The sequence below is a fragment of the Micromonospora sicca genome, assembly GCF_003172935.1.
Taxonomy (GTDB): Bacteria; Actinomycetota; Actinomycetes; order Mycobacteriales; family Micromonosporaceae; genus Micromonospora; species Micromonospora sicca.
Genome location: NZ_QGKS01000280.1, coordinates 19,429 through 35,635, shown reverse-complemented (window position 1 = coordinate 35,635; position 16,207 = coordinate 19,429). Strand labels below are relative to the sequence as shown.

The window sequence follows — 16,207 nt, the reverse complement described above, 5'->3', positions numbered from 1 at the left end:
CTCGCCCACCACGCCGCCGCCCACCACGACCGCGCCGCCGACGGGCACGCCCACGGCGGGGGCGCCGGCCTGGCAGGCCAACACGGCGTACGCCCTGGGCGCGCGGGTCAGCTACGCCGGCCGGACCTGGCAGTGCCGGCAGGCGCACACCTCGCTCGTCGGCTGGGAACCGCCGAACGTGCCGGCCCTCTGGCTCGCCACCTGAGCACCGCGAGAGGGCCGAGCACGCGGGCGGGGAGGGACCGTGCTGGTCCCTCCCCGCCGTGTGGGTGATGCGTCGGCACTCGGCTCAGCCGAGACCGCCCTTGATGGCGCCGATCAGCTCGCCGTTGCCGGTGTCACCGGAGAGCTCCCAGAAGAAGGCGCCACCGAGGCCCTGGTTCTTCGCGTAGGTCATCTTGCCGCCGATGGTGGACGGCGTGTCGTAGCCCCACCAGTTGCTGCCGCACTTGGCGTAGGCGGTGCCGCCGACGGTGCCGGTGGCCGGGCAGGTGTTCTTGAGCACCTTGTAGTCCTCGATGCCCTGCTCGTACGTGCCCGGCGCGGGACCGGTGGCGGTGCCACCCGGGGCCGCCTGGCTCACCCCGGTCCAGCCCCGGCCGTAGAAGCCGATGCCGAGCAGCAGCTTGTTCGCCGGTACGCCCTTGGACTTGAGCTTCTGGATCGCGGCGTCGGCGTTGAAGCCCTGCTGCGGGATGCCGGCGTACGAGGTCAGCGGCGAGTGCGGGGCGGTGGGGCCCTGCGGGTTGAAGGCGCCGAAGTAGTCGTACGTCATCGGCATGAGCCAGTTCAGGTTCGGCGCGGCGCCGGCGTAGTCGGTGGCGTCGATCTTGCCGCCGGTGCTGCCGTCGGCGGTGATCGCCGCGGTGACCAGCGCCGACGAGCCGAACCGGCTACGCAGGGCGCTGACCACGTTCTTGAACGCGTTCGGTCCGCTGGCGTCGCACTGCAGGCCGCAGGCGTTCGGGTACTCCCAGTCGACGTCGATGCCGTCGAAGACGTCCGCCCAGCGCGGGTCCTCGACCAGGTTGTAGCAGGAGTCGGCGAACGCGGCCGGGTTCTGCGCGGCCTGGGTGAAACCGGCCGACCAGGTCCAGCCGCCGAAGGACCAGATCACCTTCAGGTGCGGGTACATCTTCTTCAGCTTGCGGAGCTGGTTGAAGCTGCCGCGCAGCGGCTGGTCCCAGGTGTCGGCGACGCCGTCGACACTGTCCGCCGCGGTGTACGCCTTGTCGTAGTCGGCGTAGCTGTCACCGATGCTGCACCGGCCGCCGGAGGTGTTGCCGAAGGCGTACAGGATGTGGGTCAGCTTGGCGGCGGACCCGCTGGTGTGGATGTTCTTGACGTGGTAGTTGCGGGCGTAGACGCCCCACTCGGCGAAGTAGCCGACCACCTTCTTGTCCCCGGTGGGCGGCGGCGCGGTGGGCGAGGTGGTCGGTGAGGTCGTCGGCGACACCGTGGGTGAGGCGGTCGGGGACGCCGTCGGCGAGGGCGGGGTGGTGGGGGTGCCGCCACCCGAGCACGACGTGCCGTTGACGGTGCAGTTCAGCGGCCCGGCGTACGGGCCGGTGCCGTTGTAGCCCCAGCTGAAGCTGGCCCCCGGGGCGAGCGGGCCGGCCCAGCTCTTCTTCACCGCGACGTAGTGGTTGCCGCTGCTGGTGACGTCGGCGTCCCAGAAGCTGCTGATCGTGGTGCCCGAGGGCAGGTCGAATTCGATGCGCCAGGTGTCGACGCTGGCGCTGGTGCCGTTGGTGACGGTCACCTTCCCCTCGTGACCGGTCCCCCAGTCCTGCACCTTGGCGAACGTGGCGGTCACGCTGCCGGCGGCGGCGGCGGTGGCCATCGGCACCGCCGCGACCGCCAGCGCGACCACGGCACCGGCCCAGAGGGACCGGCGGAGCGATCTCTTCATGTGGCGTCTCCCTAAACAGTTAGGAAACTTTCCAGATTGGATGCTGAGACGCTACTCACGCGTCATCACTTCGTCAAGATGTACATACATCGATTTGCTCGGCCGTGGTCGGGCCGGGCCCGGGGGACGCGTAGCCTCGCGGCATGACCGTTTTCGACGTCCAGATCGACGCCCTCACCGGCGGCCCCGCCGACCTCGCGCAGTACCGGGGCCGTGCCCTGCTGGTGGTCAACGTGGCCTCCCGGTGCGGGCTGACCCCCCAGTACGCCGGCCTGCAGGCCCTCGCCGACGAGTACGCCGACCGAGGGCTGACGGTGCTCGGGGTGCCGTGCAACCAGTTCGCCGGTCAGGAACCCGGCACGGCCGACGAGATCGGCGAGTTCTGCCAGGTCAACTACGGCGTGACGTTCCCGCTGACGGAGAAGGTCGACGTCAACGGCCCGGGCCGGCACCCGCTCTATGCCGAGCTGGTGTCCACCCCCGACGCCGAGGGGCACACCGGCGACATCCGGTGGAACTTCGAGAAGTTCCTGGTCGCCCCGGACGGCACGGTGGCGGCCCGGTTCGCCCCGACGGTGACCCCGGACGCTCCCGAGCTGCGCGCCGCCGTCGAGAAGATCCTCCCGGCCTGACGTCGGCGACCGCCGGCCGACAGGTGGGCGGCGCTGACGGCGGCCGCGGCCACCGCCTCGACGGCGAGGTCGGGGTCCAGGTAGCGGGCTCGCGTCCGGGACGGGACCGGCCCGTCCCGGACGGAGCTCCGGTCAGCCTGCCACGCCCCGGAAGACCGGGTAGTAGCCGCCGGCCTGCCCGGCGGCCGTCGGGTGGTAGGAGATGCCGATGTTGGTGTAGTTCAACGCGTGCAGCCACTTCTCGCCGTAGCTGCAGAGCTGGTGGCCGACGAAGCTCGACCGGACGTCGGCGAACTTGAAGCCGGCGGCGAGGGCGGCGCTGCGGGTGATGTCGTCGACCAGGTTGATGCCCTCGTTGATCTTCGCCCGGGAGGTGTCGCTCAGCCCCACGCAGAGGGTGTCGAGCTGGTAGAAGACCGGGTAGCCGACGACCACCACCCGGGCGGAGGGGGCCCGGCTCCTGATTCCGTTGTAGACGGTGGCCAGCAGGCCGGCCAACTGGGCGCGAGCCTTGTCCTCGGCGGCCTGCACGGCGGCCACGCATTCCGTGGTGCCGTAGAGCACGCAGGTGGTCATGATGTTGGCGAAGCCGACGTCGTTGCCGCCGACCGTGACGCTGACCAGCGTGGTGGTCGAGCCGAGGGCGGCGAGCTGGCTGTTGGTCACGTCGGTCGTCCGCGCGCCCGAGCAGGCCACCGAGCGGTACGAGGCCGGCTGGACGTTGGTGTTGTAGCGGGCCGGATAGGCGTTGGTGCTGCGCTGGCAGGAGCCGCTCTCGGCGGTGTAGCTGCCGGCGCCCACGCCGGAGGCGTACGAGTCGCCGAGGGCGACGTACCGGTCGGTGGGGGCGGCCTGGGCCGGGACGGCCAGGGCGAGCGTGGCGCCGAGGGACGTCGCCAGACTGAGGGCGAGGGTGACGAGACGGGATCTCCGCACATGGCACTCCTGGGGGTGGGAAGTGGTGGTGCGAGATAGATATCAATAGATAGACATGCGGCGGAAGCCCGGAGAATCGCGAGGGGAGCACATAGAGATCAATTGATATAAATCATTGCCGGCCGCATGCTGTGACGTGAAGGATTTCGCCGTCACACCTCTCGGCGGGCTCCCCGGCCCGCCGGACACCCCCCCTGCCCGACCGTCAGTCCCGCGCCTCGGCCGGCAGTGTCAGCCGCATCGCCGGATCGCGGGTCGGTTGGAAGCCGAGCGACCGGTAGAGGGGCTGTGCGGGCTCGGAGCTGCGCAGGTCGACCGTGCGCACCCCGCGCCGGCGATACCAGTCCAGCAACGCCGTCACGCAGGCCCGGGAGTAGCCGCGCCGGCGGTGAGCCGGGTCGGTGCAGACGTTGAAGACGTACCCGACCCGACCGCTCGGATTGGCCGGACCACCGAGCCGCCGCTCGATCGTGCCGACCGCGCAGGCAGCCAGCGATCCCGGCGCCTCCGGCGCCTCGACCACGAACGCGGCCATCGGCTCGTCCGGATCGCTCAGCCGGTCCCGCAGGGTCTCCCCCGCGGCGTCCTGCCACGGACCCGGCGGCGGTTCCGCCCCGGCGATCGACGCGAGCATCAACCCACGCAGCCGGACCAGCTCGGCGGCATCGTCCACGGTGGCGCGACGTACCTCGGTCATGACCGCACGGTACCGAGCCCGCCGGGCAGTCGCCGGCACGGTCCACTGTGGGGACGGACAGCGTGTCCGTCGTCCAGAAGGGACGACTTGCGCCCGGGTCCCGTGGCCGGGACCCTGGAGGCCCGGCCACACCGGCTGGACCGCTCCCCGGAGGCGACATGCACCTGCTCCGTACCGCGCCGCGCCGGCTGCTGGCCGGCGCGGGGACCCTGCTGCTCGGCGCCGCGCTCACCGCGCCCGCCACGCCGGCCGTCGCCACCACCCGGCAGGAGACCGTCGGGTACGTGCGCCTCGCGCACCTCTCCCCCGACACCCCGGCCGTGGACGTCTACCTCTCCGCGCCGGGCTCGGCCGAGCCGCGGGTCTTCCCCGGCGTCGGGTACGGAGTGGTGTCGGCGTACCTGCCGCTGCCGGCCGGGCGCTACGCGGTGGCCATGCGCGGGGCGGGCGCCCCGGCCGACCAGCCGCCGGTGCTCACCACCGAGGTGGCGGTGGCGCCCGGTGCGGCGTACACGGTGGCCGGGGTCGGCCGGCACGCCGACCTGGGGCTGCGGGTGCTCACCGACGACCTGAGCGCCCCCGCCGGCGGCCAGGCCAAGCTGCGGGTGGTGCAGGCCTCGGTACGCGCGCCGGTGCTGGACGTCGCCGCCGCCGACGGGCCGACCATCGCCGACGCGGTCCGCTTCGCCACCACCACGGACTACCGTGAGGTCCAGCCGGGCCGCTGGCGCCTGCGGCTGGACGGCGGCACCGGTCCGAGCACGGACGCCGAGGTCAGCCTCCACGGTGGAGCGGTCTACTCGCTGCTGGTGCTGGACGCGAAGAGCGGCGGCCTCACCACCGAACTGCGGCAGGACGCCCGCGGCGGCACGGTGGTCCCGGCCGGAGGCGTCGACACCGGCGCGGGCGGGCTGGCCGGCCCGGCCGTCGGGACGTACGGGATGATCGCCGGCGACGCAGCGCCACCCCGGTCACCGCACGCCCGCCGGACGCCCCCGTCCGGGTACGCGTGCCCCGGATCGGCGTCGACTCCCCGCTGGCCGTGCTCGGGCTGGACCGGGCCGGCGCGCTCGTCCCGCCGGCCGACTTCGCCCTGGCCGGCTGGTACGGGGGCGGGCCGGCCCCCGGCGACCCCGGACCGGCGGTGCTCGCCGGCCACCTCGACTCGCGCGCCGGCCCGGCCGTCTTCGCCCGCCTCGGGGAACTGCGCCCCGGCGACCGGGTCGAGGTGCGCCGGGGCGACCGGTGGCTGCCGTTCCGGGTCACCGGCTCGCTGCGCGTCGCCAAGGACCGCTTCCCCACCACCCGCGTGTACGGTCCCACCCCCGGTCCGGAGTTGCGCCTGGTCACCTGCGGCGGCGACTTCGACCGCCGGCGCGCCCACTACCGCGACAACGTGGTGGTCTTCGCGGTCGCCGAGTCCCCGGCCGACCCGTTGCCCAGCTCCGCAGCCGGCTGACCCGATGCTCGGGGACGCCGCCGCGCGTGCCGACGGGCTAGGCTTTTGGAAATGCGGCTGGTGACGGGCGACGACATCACGGCGGCCGAGAAGCGCCTGGACGGGCGGGTGGTCCGGACCCCGCTGCTGGCGGCCCCCTCGCTCGGCGCGGAGCTGGGCCTGCGGATCTCCGTGAAGGCGGAGAACCTCCAGCACACCGGCAGCTTCAAGGCGCGGGGCGCGATGAACGCGCTGCTCGCCCGCGCCGAACGCGAGGGCATGCCGGCCGGGCTGGTGGCCTTCTCCGCCGGCAACCACGCGATCGCGGTGGCCTTCGTCGGCCGCGCCTTCGGGCTGCCCACCGTGGTCTGCATGCCGCCGGCCGCGGTGCCCAGCAAGGTGGACACCGTCCGCCGGCTCGGCGCCGAGGTGGTCCTCACCCACGACCTGCTGGACACCGCGCAGGGCCTCGCGGCCGAACGCGGCTACCACCTGCTGCCGCCCTTCGACGACCCCGACGTGATCGCCGGCCAGGCCACCATCGGCCGGGAGCTGCTGGCCGACGGCCCGGTCCCGGCCCTGGTGCTGGTGCCGGTCGGCGGTGGAGGCCTGATCAGCGGCATCGCCGCGGCGGTGAAGGAGGCCTCCCCCGCCACCCGGATCGTCGGCGTGGAGCCGGACGGCGCGAATGCGATGTCGTACGCCCTGCGCACCGGCACGCCCACCCCGCCGGTACGACCGGCCTCGGTCGCCGACGGTCTGGCCGCCCCGTTCGCCGGACGGCACACCCTGGCCCACGTCCGGGCGCTGGTCGACGACGTGGTGGAGGTGCCGGAGGAGTCGATCCTCCCCGCCTGGTCGGACCTGGTGGACGCGACGAAGCTGCTGGTCGAGCCGGCCGCCGCGGTGACCCTGGCGGCGCTGCGCGCGGGTCTGGTCACGGTGGCCCCCGACGACCGGGTCGTCCTGGTCCTCAGCGGCGGCAACGTGGACCGGTCCCGCCTCGCCGCCCTCGGCTGACCGCCCTCCCGTCCCGGCCGGCCGGTGGCCGGGTCAGATCGGGCGGCGGCCGGCGAAGCCGCACTCCACCCGGTGGTACCAGCGCACGTCGGAGTCGCCCTCCAGCCAGCACCAGAGCACCTGGCGGCCGTCCCGCTCGCCGGGGAAGTCCAGCAGCACCGGGGCGATCCCCTTGACCTGGATCTCGTGGGTGTGGAACTCGTCCACGATGGCGTGCAGCCGGGCTTCGAGGGCCTTGACCTCGGCCAGCCCGCCGAGCACGCTGGCCCCGTGGTCGGCCAGGTCGACCCGCAGCTCGGCCAGGTCGGCCCGGTGCCGGATCAGCTCGTCGACGCGCGGCCGCAGGGTGGCCACCAGATGGCGTGCCTGGGCGAGAGTGAACACCGCGCCAGTATGCGGCACGGTGCGGCCCCCGCTCGCCCCCGCCGTCGGACGCCGCGGAAGACGCGTGCACTCCGGCTCCCCGACGTGGGGGTGTCCGACACCTGCGGATGCCGCCACCTCCCGAGCTGGGGTCGATCACCGGCCCGAGCCGGGCGGGGCGGATGGCTCACTCGGCCTGGGCGGCCAGTTCGCGGGCCCGGTCGCGGGCGGCTTCCAGCGCCGCCAGCATAGCCGCGCGGACGCCGTGGTTCTCCAGCTCGCGGATCGCCGAGATGGTGGTGCCGGCCGGTGAGGTGACCGCCTCGCGGAGCTTGACCGGGTGTTCGCCGGAGTCGCGCAGCATCACCGCCGAGCCGATCGCGGTCTGCACGATCAGCTCGTGCGCCACCTGCCGCGGCAGGCCGAGCAGGATGCCGGCGTCGATCATGGCCTCGACCAGGAGGTAGAAGTAGGCCGGGCCGGAGCCGGAGAGGGCGGTCACCGCGTCCTGCTGCGACTCGGGCACCCGCAGGGTCGAGCCGAGCGGCTTGAACATCTCCTCGGCGAGCGCCAGGTGCTCCCCGGTGGCGTGGGCGCCGGCGGAGATGGCGCTCATCGCCTCGTCGACCAGGGCCGGGGTGTTGGTCATCACCCGGACCACCGGGGTGCCCTCGGGCAGCCGGCGGCTGAAGAAGGTGGTGGGCAGGCCGGCGCAGAGCGAGATCACCAGCTTGTCGGCGGGGACCTTGGGGCCGATCTCGTCGAGCAGCGCTGCGGCGTCCTGCGGCTTGACCGAGATGGCCAGCACCGCCGCCTCGTCCACCGCGGTGAGGTTGTCCACCACCCGGACGCCGTACCGGGCGGTCAGCTCCTCGGCGCGGCTGGGCCGCCGGGCCGTGGCGAGCAGTCGCTCCACCGGCCAGCCCGAGCGGAGCAGGCCGGAGAGCATCAATTCGCCGATCTTGCCCGCGCCGATCACCGCGACCGTGTGCACCCCGGGTGCCATCGCGCCGTACCCCTCTCGGTGGAGCCGCGGCGCGGCGGTCCCCCGCGGGACCGCCGCACCGTCTGCCGTCGATCAGCTGCCGAAGAAGACCTCGGCCTCGGCGTACCGCTCCAGCGGCACGGTCTTCAGCTCGCGGGTGGCCTCGGCCAGCGGAACCCGGACGATGTCCGTGCTCTGCATCGCGACCATCTTGCCCCAGTCGCCCTCGTGCACCGCGTCGATGGCCTGGAGCCCGAGCCGGGTGGCGAGCACCCGGTCGAACGCGCTCGGGGTGCCGCCGCGCTGGATGTGGCCGAGCACGACCGTGCGGGCCTCCTTGCCGGTCTTCGCCTCCAGCTGCTCGGCGAGCCACTGGCCGATGCCGCCGAGGCGGACGTGGCCGAACGAGTCGAGCTCCTGGTTGTGCAGGACCATCTGGCCTTCCAGCGGCTGCGCGCCCTCGGCGACCACGACGATCGGGGCGTACTGGTGCTGGAAGCGCTTCTCGACGTAGCCGGCGACCTGCTCCACGTCGAACTGCCGCTCCGGCAGCAGGATCACGTTGGCGCCGCCGGCGAGGCCGGCGTGCAGGGCGATCCAGCCGGCGTGCCGGCCCATCACCTCGACGACCAGGGTGCGGTGGTGACTCTCCGCCGTGGTGTGCAGCCGGTCGATCGCCTCCATGGCGATGTTGACCGCGGTGTCGAAGCCGAAGGTGTAGTCGGTGGCGCCGAGGTCGTTGTCGATGGTCTTCGGCACGCCGACGACGTTGACGCCCAGCTCGTGCAGCTTGGTGGCGACGCCGAGGGTGTCCTCGCCGCCGATCGCGATCAGCGCGTCCACGCCCTGCGCGGCCAGGTTCTCCTTGATCCGCTCCACCCCGTTCTCGATCTTGAACGGGTTGGTGCGGGACGAGCCGAGGATGGTGCCGCCGCGCGGCAGGATGCCGCGGACCTCCGCGATGCCGAGCGGCCTCGACAGCCCCTCCAGCGGGCCCTTCCAGCCGTCCTGGAAGCCCACGAACTCGTGACCGTAGGTGGCGACGCCCTTGCGGACCACCGCCCGAATGACCGCGTTGAGACCTGGGCAGTCGCCGCCGCCGGTGAGCACGCCGATACGCATGATCTGCTCATCCTCCTGGAGCATCAGGTGAAGCCCGGATAAGCCCCAGGATATGCGTCAGATCAGACCATCGGCGCCGTTGCCGGCCCGGGGCGGGCCGTCAGTGCGCACTGTAGTCGGCGTGGGGGTCCGCCGACACCGCGCCCCGGCCGATCCCGAGCGCCGGTCCGGCTACCGGTCAGTAGCTGACCTCGTGGTTCTCCCCCGCCTTCGGCGGCCGCCCGGTCACCGCCGCCCTGGCGAAGCCGAGCAGGTTCACCACCGTGCCGGCCGGCGAGTCCCAGTACTCGACCGAGCTCACGTGCACCTTGAGCAGCGTGATCCCCGGGGTGTCCAGCCCGTCCGGGAACCAGGTCTTCAGCAGCGGGTTCCACAGCCGTTCGGCGCGGGCCCGGTCCCAACCCTCCTGCGCGGTGCCCGCCACCGAGACCCAGGCGTGCCGGCGCTGGTCGGAGAACCCGACATTGACCTGCGGGTTCACCCGGATCTGGCGAACCTTAACGGAGTCGGCGTAGGCGAAGAACCACAGATCACCGTCGAACTCGGCGGCCTGCAGGCCCATCGGCCGGCTGACCAGCCGGCCGTCCACGGCGGTCGTGGTGAGCAGGCAGATCCGGGCGTCCCTGATCAGCTCGGTGACCCGCCCCCGGGCGTCCGCGGCGGTGGTCGGCTCCTTGCTCATGGCGGCACTCCCTCGCATCGGATCGATGTCGAACGGTGCCCGGGACAGAACCGGTCAAACCTGCTGGACCCGACCTTCCGGGCAGATTACCGGCGGCTCATCGCCCGCCACCGGGCCAGGTTGTGCCGGGCGTCGACCAGGGCGTCGTGCCGATCCGCCTCGGCGTCCGGCAGCTTCGGGCGGCCCCGGTCGTCCCAGAGCTGGCGCAGCTCCTTGGTGAACCGGGGGATCTCCCGGGGCAGCGCCGGCATGGCGCCCCAGAGCTGGGCCAGCACCACGTGGTCGTACGCGGCGTACCAGGCCCAGAGCTCCAGCTGCTCGCCCGGCCGGTCCCGGATCGGCTCCATCAGGAAGTCGTACAGCTCGTCGCGGATGCGTTCCCGCGAGCGCCAGGCCCGGTCCGCCGGCGAGGGGAGCTTGTCGAGGACGTTGCGGCGCACCCAGGGCACGGCCCGGGAGTCGTCGAACTCGGTGGAGACCGCGTAGAACTCGCGGCCGTACTCGTCGACGACGCCGATCGACACGAGGTCGACGATCCGGCCGTCCTCGATGAATTCGCAGTCGTAGAAGTAGCGGTAGACCATCCCCGCCATCCTCGCCCACGACGGCCGGACGCCGGTCGGCGGGGCACGGGACGAGCCGGCCGGCGCCCCGGCACCGCAGCTCGGCAGGGTCACGGAAGTGTTTCCAGGGGTGTACAGCAAGCGACCGGACCGTCATGATCTGATGTGTACCGCTACCGGACGCCGAACCGGTTCAGAACCTCGTACCGGGGGCTGTCAGGTTCACCCGGCTGCGATTTGGTCCTTGACCGGGGAGGGGTTGGGCCGTGGAGGTTCGCCTGCCGGAGCCGGGTGACGCGCTCACGGGCGTGGAGATGTTCGCCGGACTCGAGCCGGAGGTGCGGCAACGCGTGATCGCCGCGGCGGTCCCGCGCACCTACCGGAAGGGTCAGCTGCTGTTCGTGGAGAACGATCCCGGCGAGTCGCTGATCGTGCTGCGCCGGGGGGCGGTGGCCGTCTTCCGCACCGCGCCCACCGGTGAGCGGGCGGTGCTGTCGGTGATCCGTCCACCCGATGTGCTCGGCGAGGTCTCCCTGTTGGACGCCTCCACCCGGTCCGCCTCCGCCGAGGCCATCGAGGACTCCGCCGCCCTCGCGCTGTCCCGACCGGCCTTCATGGAGCTCGTGCACTCCAACCCGCGGATCCTCGACGCGGTGATGCGCTCGCTCGGCGGGCTGATCCGCCGGCTCACCGAACAGAACGCCGATCACGTCTTCCTCGACCTGCCCGGTCGGGTGGCCAAGACGCTGGTCCGGCTGGCCGGGGAGAGCCAGGCCCCGATGATCACGATCGAGCTCAACCAGAGCCAGCTCGCCGAGATGGCCGGTGGTTCCCGGCAGAGCGTCAACCAGGCGATCGGCTCGTTCGCCAGCCGGGGCTGGCTGCGTACCGAGGGACGCCGGATCGTGGTGACCGACGTGGCCGCGCTGCGCCGCCGCGCCGGCATGAACGACCGCTGACGCGCCGCGCCGGTGTCGGACGTGGCCGAGGGCCGGGGTGGCGTCGCCGCCCCGGCCCTCGTCGGCACCGGCCTCAGACGCCGGCGCTGCCCGGCCCCGCCCAGGCGGTGGTGCTGCCGGGGCCGGCCCAGTCGGTGGTGTCCTTGCCGCCACCGGACCCCTCGCTGACGACCCCCTCCGCCTGCAGCGCGGCGAGCGTGGCGGCATCCACGTCGACCGACTCGCCCGCCGAGTGGTTGACCCCGTCGGGGTCGGTCCAGTCGCTCTCCAGCTTCACGTACACCATGGCGTATCCCCCTTGATCGCGGTCGGCATTCGGCCGCCTGAATGTAGCTCTTGACGCCGTCCGGAGAACTGTCCGCAAGCCAACAGCCCGGTACCTGACACCGCCGCCGGCGGCGATACTCACGGTGGACGCCGCGGGGGGCGCGGCGCCCGGCCGCGGGGCGGCCGGCAGATCCGCCAGTGGAGGGTGTCATCTCCGCGCAGTGTGACCGATGTGGACGTACCGCCGCCGACGGCGACCGCTTCTGCGGTGGCTGCGGCGCGGAGCTGGGTGCCGTCTGCCCGCACTGCCTGCGCCCGCTCGCCACCGACGTGACGTTCTGCACCTCGTGCGGGGCGCCCCGGACCGGGGCGCAGCGCCCCGCCGCGGCGCCCCAGGAGGACCGCCGCCGGGTCAGCGTGCTCTTCGTCGACCTGATCGACTTCACCCCGTACGTCGAGCGAACCGACCCGGAGCAGGTCCGCGGCATGCAGACCGGCTTCTTCTCGGCCGCCAAGCGGGTGGTCGGGCAGTACGGCGGCGTGGTCGAGAAGTACATCGGCGACGCGGTGATGGCGCTCTTCGGCGCCCCGGTGGCCACCGAGACCGACGCGCTGCGCTGCGTCCGCGCCGGGCTGGAGCTGCAGCGGGTGCTGACCCGGTTCGCCCCGACCGGCGCCGACGAGCTGCGGTTCCGGGTGGGCGTGGCGACCGGCGAGGCGCTGGTCGACGTGGCCGCCGCCCGGGACGGTGGGCAGGCCATCGTGGCCGGTGACGTGGTCAACACCGCGTCCCGGATGCAGTCGGTGGCGCCGCCCGGCGGGGTGCTGGTCTGCGGCGCCACCCACGCGCTGACCAAGGACGCCATCCGCTACTCCGAGCAGCCGCCGGTCACCCTGCGCGGGCGCTCCTCGCCGACCGAGGTCTGGCTGGCGCTGTCCCCGGTCCGCCGCCAGCCGACCGACCGGGAGCCGGACACCACCCCGCTGATCGACCGTGAGCACGAGCTGGGGCTGCTGGTCAACGCCCTGCACCGGTCGCTGCGGGACCAGATGCCGCAGGTGGTGACCGTCTTCGGGCGGGCCGGCATCGGCAAGAGCCGGCTCGTCCGCGAGCTGTACCGGCACGCCGGGCGGCTGGTCGACGAGCCGCTGACCTGGCGTACCGGGCGGTGCCCGCCGTTCGGCGAGAACGTCACGTTCGCCGCGCTGGCCGACGTGGTCAAGACCGAGGCGGGCATCCTGGACACCGACCCCGCACCGACCGCGGCGCAGCGGCTGGCCGCCGCGGTGACCGAGCTGGTCGGTCCCGGGGAGCGGGACCGGATCGTCGACGCCCTGCGCCCGCTGGTCGGGCTGACCGGCACCGCGCTGCCCGCGGAGGAGGCCGAGTCGGCGTGGCGGCGGTTCCTGCTGGCGCTGGCGGCCCGCCGACCCACCGTGCTGGTCTTCGAGGACCTGCACTGGGCCGACGACGCGATGCTGCGCTTCGTCGAGCTGCTCGGCGCGGCCGCCCGCGACGTCCCGCTGCTGCTGCTCTGCACGGCCCGGCCGGAGCTGGTCGACCGCGACCCGAGCTGGGCGGGGACGATCACCGGCTCGGTCACCATCACCCTGCCGCCGCTGCGGGACACCGGCATCGCCTCCCTCTACGCGCACATGTTCGGCCAGGCGGCCTTCTCCGCCGACATGCTCAGCCCGCTGGTCGAGGTGGCCGGCGGCAACCCGCTCTACGCCCACGAGTACGTCCGGATGCTGATCGAGCAGGGCGCGCTGCGCCAGTCGGGGCGCGGCTGGTCGCTGGAGAAGCACCTGGACCTGCCGATGCCGGAGAGCGTGCACGCGGTGATCGCCAACCGGGTGGACCTGCTCGACGCCAAGGACCGGGCGGTGCTGCTGGCCGCCTCGGTGGTGGGAGTGCAGTTCTGGCCGGGCGCGGTGGCCGCCGCGCTGGGCCTGGCGGTGGAGTCGGTGGAGCGGGCGCTGCGCCGGTTGGAGCAGCGCGACTTCGTGCACGAGCAGGCGGCGTCGACGATGGCCGGGCAGCCGGAGTTCCGGTTCCGGCACGTGCTGGTCCGGGACGTCTGCTACCAGCGGCTGCCGCGCACCGAGCGGGTGGCCCGGCACGAGCGGACGGCGGACTGGCTGGACGCGCTGTCGCAGAGCCGGGACACCGACCTGGCGGAGGTCCTGGCGCACCACCGGTGGGCGGCGCACGAGATCGCCCGGACGCTGGACATGGACACCCACCGGTACGCCGGCCCGGCCCGCGCGGCGCTGCACCGGGCCGCCCGCCGGGCGTACGCGCTGCACGGCCTGGACGCGGCCGCCGGCCACGCGGGCCGCGCACTCGGCCTGGCCGACGACGGCGACCCGGTGGGCCGGCTGCAACTGGAGCTGCTGAGCACCGAGATCTCCTTCTACCGGGACGGCAACACCTTCCTCTCCGGCGGCGGGCCGGAGCAGTTGCACACCCTCGCCGACCGGCTGCTCGCCCACGGCGACGACGCCTGCGCCGCCCGGGCCTGGACGCTGCTCGGCCAGGCGGCCTGGCTGCGCGCCGACCGGGCTACGGCGGTGGCCTGCCTGGACCGGGCGGTGGGGCTCTTCGAGCCGCTGCCGGACAGCGCCCAGAAGGCGGACGCGCACGCCGAGCTGGGCCGGCTGCACATGCTGAACTACGAGCGGGACGCGGCCGTCGCGGCGGCGGAGACGGCGGCGGAGATCGGCGAGCGGCTGGGGCTGGCGGAGATCCGCACCAACGCCCGGATCACCGCGGCCACCGCCCGCTACCAGGCCGGCGACCGGGTGGGCCTGGACGAGCTGCACGCGATCGTGGAGTTCAGCCGGGCCCAGCAGCTGCTGGCCCTGCCCCGGGCGATGCAGAACCTCGCGTACGCGGTCCGCGAGGAGGGCGACTGGCTGCGCTCGGACGCCCTGCTGTCGGCCGCGCCGGCGCGTACGGCCAGCGGGCAGACGCTGACCACCAGCTACTCCGGCGAGGCGATGCGGGCGTACTTCGACGGGGACTTCCCCCGCCTGCTCGCCGCCGCCGACGCGTTCGTGGACACGCCGACCGGTGGCTGGGACATGCAGGTCCGCGGGCTGCGCTCCTGCCTGCTGGTGCTGCGCGGCCGGCCGGTGCCGCCGGCGCCCCGGCCCGCGCCGCCGCAGCGGAACGGCACGGCCGGGCACGATGAGCTGTCGCGGCACCGGGACGACGTGGCCGCCGCGCTGGACACCGCCCGGCGCGGCGGCTTCCACCGCCCGCACTGGACGATGCTCGGCATGGCGGCGCTCTGCCGGGCCCTGCAGGGGCGGGCCGACGAGGCGGCGGCGCTGGTCGACGAGCTGGCCGACTCCTGGTCGGCAGTGCCGGCGCTGGCCAGCGGCGAGTGGATCGCCGCGGCGGCGTACGCGGCGGCGCTGGCCGGCCGGGACGCGGCGGTGCGGGTCCGGGCGATGCTGGACCGGCTGGGACACCGCACGCCGTGGTCGGAGGCGGCGCTGCGGACGGTCACCGGGGCCCTCGCGGCGGCCGACGGCGATCACCGGCGCGCCGGCGAGCTGCACCTGGCCGGCGCCGAGATCTACGCGCGGATCCCGGACGTCACCGACCGGATGCTCGCGCTCGCGCTGGCCGCCGCCGAGCTGGACCGGGCCGGCGAGCCGGCGGCGGCCGGGCCGCCGCTGGCCGAGGTGCGGGCCTTCGCGCGGCGCAACGAGGCGCCCGGCCTGCTCGCCCTGGCCCGGCAGCCGGTCGCCGACACCGGGCCCGCGGTGGCCTGCTGAGGCCCGGTCAGACGGGGACGGGTTGGCTCGGCACGGCCGGGCGGCTCTTCGCCTTCTGCGCGTACATGTCGACGTACTCGCGGCCGGAGAGCTCCATCAGCTCGTACATGATCTCGTCGGTGACCGCGCGCTCGACGAACCGGTCGCCGGCCATCCCGGCGTACCGGGAGAAGTCCAGCGGCGCGCCGAAGCGGATCCGCACCCGCTTGACGTTGGGGATCAGCTGGCCCGGGGGCTGGATCTCGTCGGCGTTGAGCATCGCCAACGGGACCACCGGGGCGCCGCTCTCCAACGCCAGCCGGGCCACCCCGGTCTTGCCCCGGTAGAGCCGGCCGTCCGGCGACCGGGTGCCCTCCGGGTAGATGCCGGCGATGCCGCCGGACCGCAGCACCTTGAGCTGCGTGTCCAGCGCCGCGCGGGCGGCCCGGCCGCCGGAGCGGTCGACCGGGATGGTGCCGGAGCTGACGAAGAACATCTTGGTCAGCCAACCCTTGATGCCCTTACCGAGGAAGTATTCCGCTTTGGCGATGAATGTGACTTTTCGCTTGACGATGAGCGGAGTGAAGATCGAATCGGAGAAGGAGAGGTGGTTGCTGGCCAGGATGACCGGGCCGTTCTCCGGGACGTTCTCGAGCCCCTCCACCTGCGGGCGGAAGATCAGCCTCAGCAACGGGCCGAGAATGATGTACTTCATCAGCCAGTACAGCAACGGTGTCCTTCCAGCGGGGGTGGCGACACCCGTCACCGGGAGCCTGGCCGGGTCGCCGGCACCCGCCCGGGACCACGCCCGAGGCGCCGTCGGCGAGCGGGACTGTCGGGCATGAGCCTACGAACCAGGAGCG

The 16,207-nt window shown here is 73.6% G+C and carries 16 protein-coding genes and 1 pseudogene; 7 read left to right on the top strand and 10 right to left on the bottom strand.

The genetic code is table 11. The annotated features are described in order from the left end of the window. Window positions 1-205 (top strand): carbohydrate-binding protein (locus tag DKT69_RS22860; protein WP_368666267.1); only part of this gene is annotated, 205 nt, incomplete at its 5' end. An 84-nt stretch (window positions 206-289) separates the two neighbouring features. Here the strand turns inward: DKT69_RS22860 and DKT69_RS22855 are convergent. After that, window positions 290-1,912: a glycosyl hydrolase family 18 protein gene (locus DKT69_RS22855; protein ID WP_109803552.1), complete on the bottom strand. Its 1,623-nt coding sequence runs from the start codon at window positions 1,910-1,912 to the stop codon at window positions 290-292. A 143-nt stretch (window positions 1,913-2,055) separates the two neighbouring features. On the opposite strand from DKT69_RS22855, the gene DKT69_RS22850 reads away from it, so the two are divergent. After that, window positions 2,056-2,544 carry a glutathione peroxidase gene (locus DKT69_RS22850; RefSeq protein WP_109803551.1) on the top strand — a complete coding sequence of 163 codons (489 nt, stop codon included), beginning with the start codon at window positions 2,056-2,058 and terminating at the stop codon, window positions 2,542-2,544. Window positions 2,545-2,676: 132 nt separating this feature from the next. On the opposite strand, the gene DKT69_RS22845 is transcribed toward DKT69_RS22850, so the two are convergent. Continuing rightward, complete coding sequence (locus DKT69_RS22845) at window positions 2,677-3,480, bottom strand: SGNH/GDSL hydrolase family protein (RefSeq protein ID WP_109803550.1); 804 nt, start codon at window positions 3,478-3,480, stop codon at window positions 2,677-2,679. 205 nt (window positions 3,481-3,685) lie between these two features. Beyond that, complete coding sequence (locus DKT69_RS22840) at window positions 3,686-4,177, bottom strand: GNAT family N-acetyltransferase (RefSeq protein ID WP_109803549.1); 492 nt, start codon at window positions 4,175-4,177, stop codon at window positions 3,686-3,688. 158 nt (window positions 4,178-4,335) lie between these two features. On the opposite strand from DKT69_RS22840, the pseudogene DKT69_RS40020 reads away from it, so the two are divergent. The 3 genes and pseudogenes from DKT69_RS40020 to DKT69_RS22825 form a co-directional block, all read left to right on the top strand. After that, a pseudogene (locus DKT69_RS40020) lies at window positions 4,336-4,812 on the top strand (DUF4397 domain-containing protein); the annotation flags it as partial. 374 nt (window positions 4,813-5,186) lie between these two features. Further along, on the top strand, window positions 5,187-5,636 hold the full coding sequence (locus tag DKT69_RS22830; RefSeq protein WP_109803548.1) for a sortase domain-containing protein: 450 nt from the start codon (window positions 5,187-5,189) through the stop codon (window positions 5,634-5,636). A gap of 51 nt (window positions 5,637-5,687) precedes the next feature. Next, on the top strand, window positions 5,688-6,635 hold the full coding sequence (locus DKT69_RS22825) for a threonine ammonia-lyase (RefSeq protein WP_109803547.1): 948 nt from the start codon (window positions 5,688-5,690) through the stop codon (window positions 6,633-6,635). Window positions 6,636-6,668: 33 nt separating this feature from the next. Here DKT69_RS22825 and DKT69_RS22820 read toward each other — a convergent pair whose 3' ends face one another. From DKT69_RS22820 to DKT69_RS22800, 5 genes are all read right to left on the bottom strand, one after another. Continuing rightward, complete coding sequence (locus DKT69_RS22820) at window positions 6,669-7,019, bottom strand: DUF2203 domain-containing protein (protein ID WP_109803546.1); 351 nt, start codon at window positions 7,017-7,019, stop codon at window positions 6,669-6,671. Window positions 7,020-7,185: 166 nt separating this feature from the next. Beyond that, window positions 7,186-8,004 (bottom strand): pyrroline-5-carboxylate reductase, encoded by an 819-nt coding sequence (gene proC / locus DKT69_RS22815; RefSeq protein ID WP_109803545.1) that lies wholly within the window; start codon window positions 8,002-8,004, stop codon window positions 7,186-7,188. Window positions 8,005-8,076: 72 nt separating this feature from the next. Next, on the bottom strand, window positions 8,077-9,105 hold the full coding sequence (locus tag DKT69_RS22810) for a 6-phosphofructokinase (protein ID WP_109803558.1): 1,029 nt from the start codon (window positions 9,103-9,105) through the stop codon (window positions 8,077-8,079). Between the two features lie 178 nt (window positions 9,106-9,283). Further along, window positions 9,284-9,787 (bottom strand): pyridoxamine 5'-phosphate oxidase family protein, encoded by a 504-nt coding sequence (locus DKT69_RS22805; protein ID WP_109803544.1) that lies wholly within the window; start codon window positions 9,785-9,787, stop codon window positions 9,284-9,286. Window positions 9,788-9,873: 86 nt separating this feature from the next. After that, on the bottom strand, window positions 9,874-10,371 hold the full coding sequence (locus DKT69_RS22800) for a polyadenylate-specific 3'-exoribonuclease AS (RefSeq protein ID WP_109803543.1): 498 nt from the start codon (window positions 10,369-10,371) through the stop codon (window positions 9,874-9,876). A gap of 245 nt (window positions 10,372-10,616) precedes the next feature. Between DKT69_RS22800 and DKT69_RS22795 the strand changes: the two genes are divergently transcribed. Then, window positions 10,617-11,309, top strand: coding sequence for a Crp/Fnr family transcriptional regulator (locus tag DKT69_RS22795; RefSeq protein ID WP_109803542.1), 693 nt, complete (start codon window positions 10,617-10,619; stop codon window positions 11,307-11,309). A gap of 73 nt (window positions 11,310-11,382) precedes the next feature. Here the strand turns inward: DKT69_RS22795 and DKT69_RS22790 are convergent, their stop codons facing one another. Beyond that, window positions 11,383-11,595 (bottom strand): hypothetical protein, encoded by a 213-nt coding sequence (locus tag DKT69_RS22790; protein ID WP_109803541.1) that lies wholly within the window; start codon window positions 11,593-11,595, stop codon window positions 11,383-11,385. Between the two features lie 179 nt (window positions 11,596-11,774). Here DKT69_RS22790 and DKT69_RS22785 point away from each other — a divergent pair, with 179 nt between their 5' ends. Next, on the top strand, window positions 11,775-15,365 hold the full coding sequence (locus DKT69_RS22785) for an ATP-binding protein (RefSeq protein WP_109803540.1): 3,591 nt from the start codon (window positions 11,775-11,777) through the stop codon (window positions 15,363-15,365). Between the two features lie 7 nt (window positions 15,366-15,372). On the opposite strand, the gene DKT69_RS22780 is transcribed toward DKT69_RS22785, so the two are convergent. Continuing rightward, complete coding sequence (locus tag DKT69_RS22780; protein WP_109803539.1) at window positions 15,373-16,074, bottom strand: lysophospholipid acyltransferase family protein; 702 nt, start codon at window positions 16,072-16,074, stop codon at window positions 15,373-15,375. Between the last annotated feature and the right edge of the window lie 133 nt (window positions 16,075-16,207).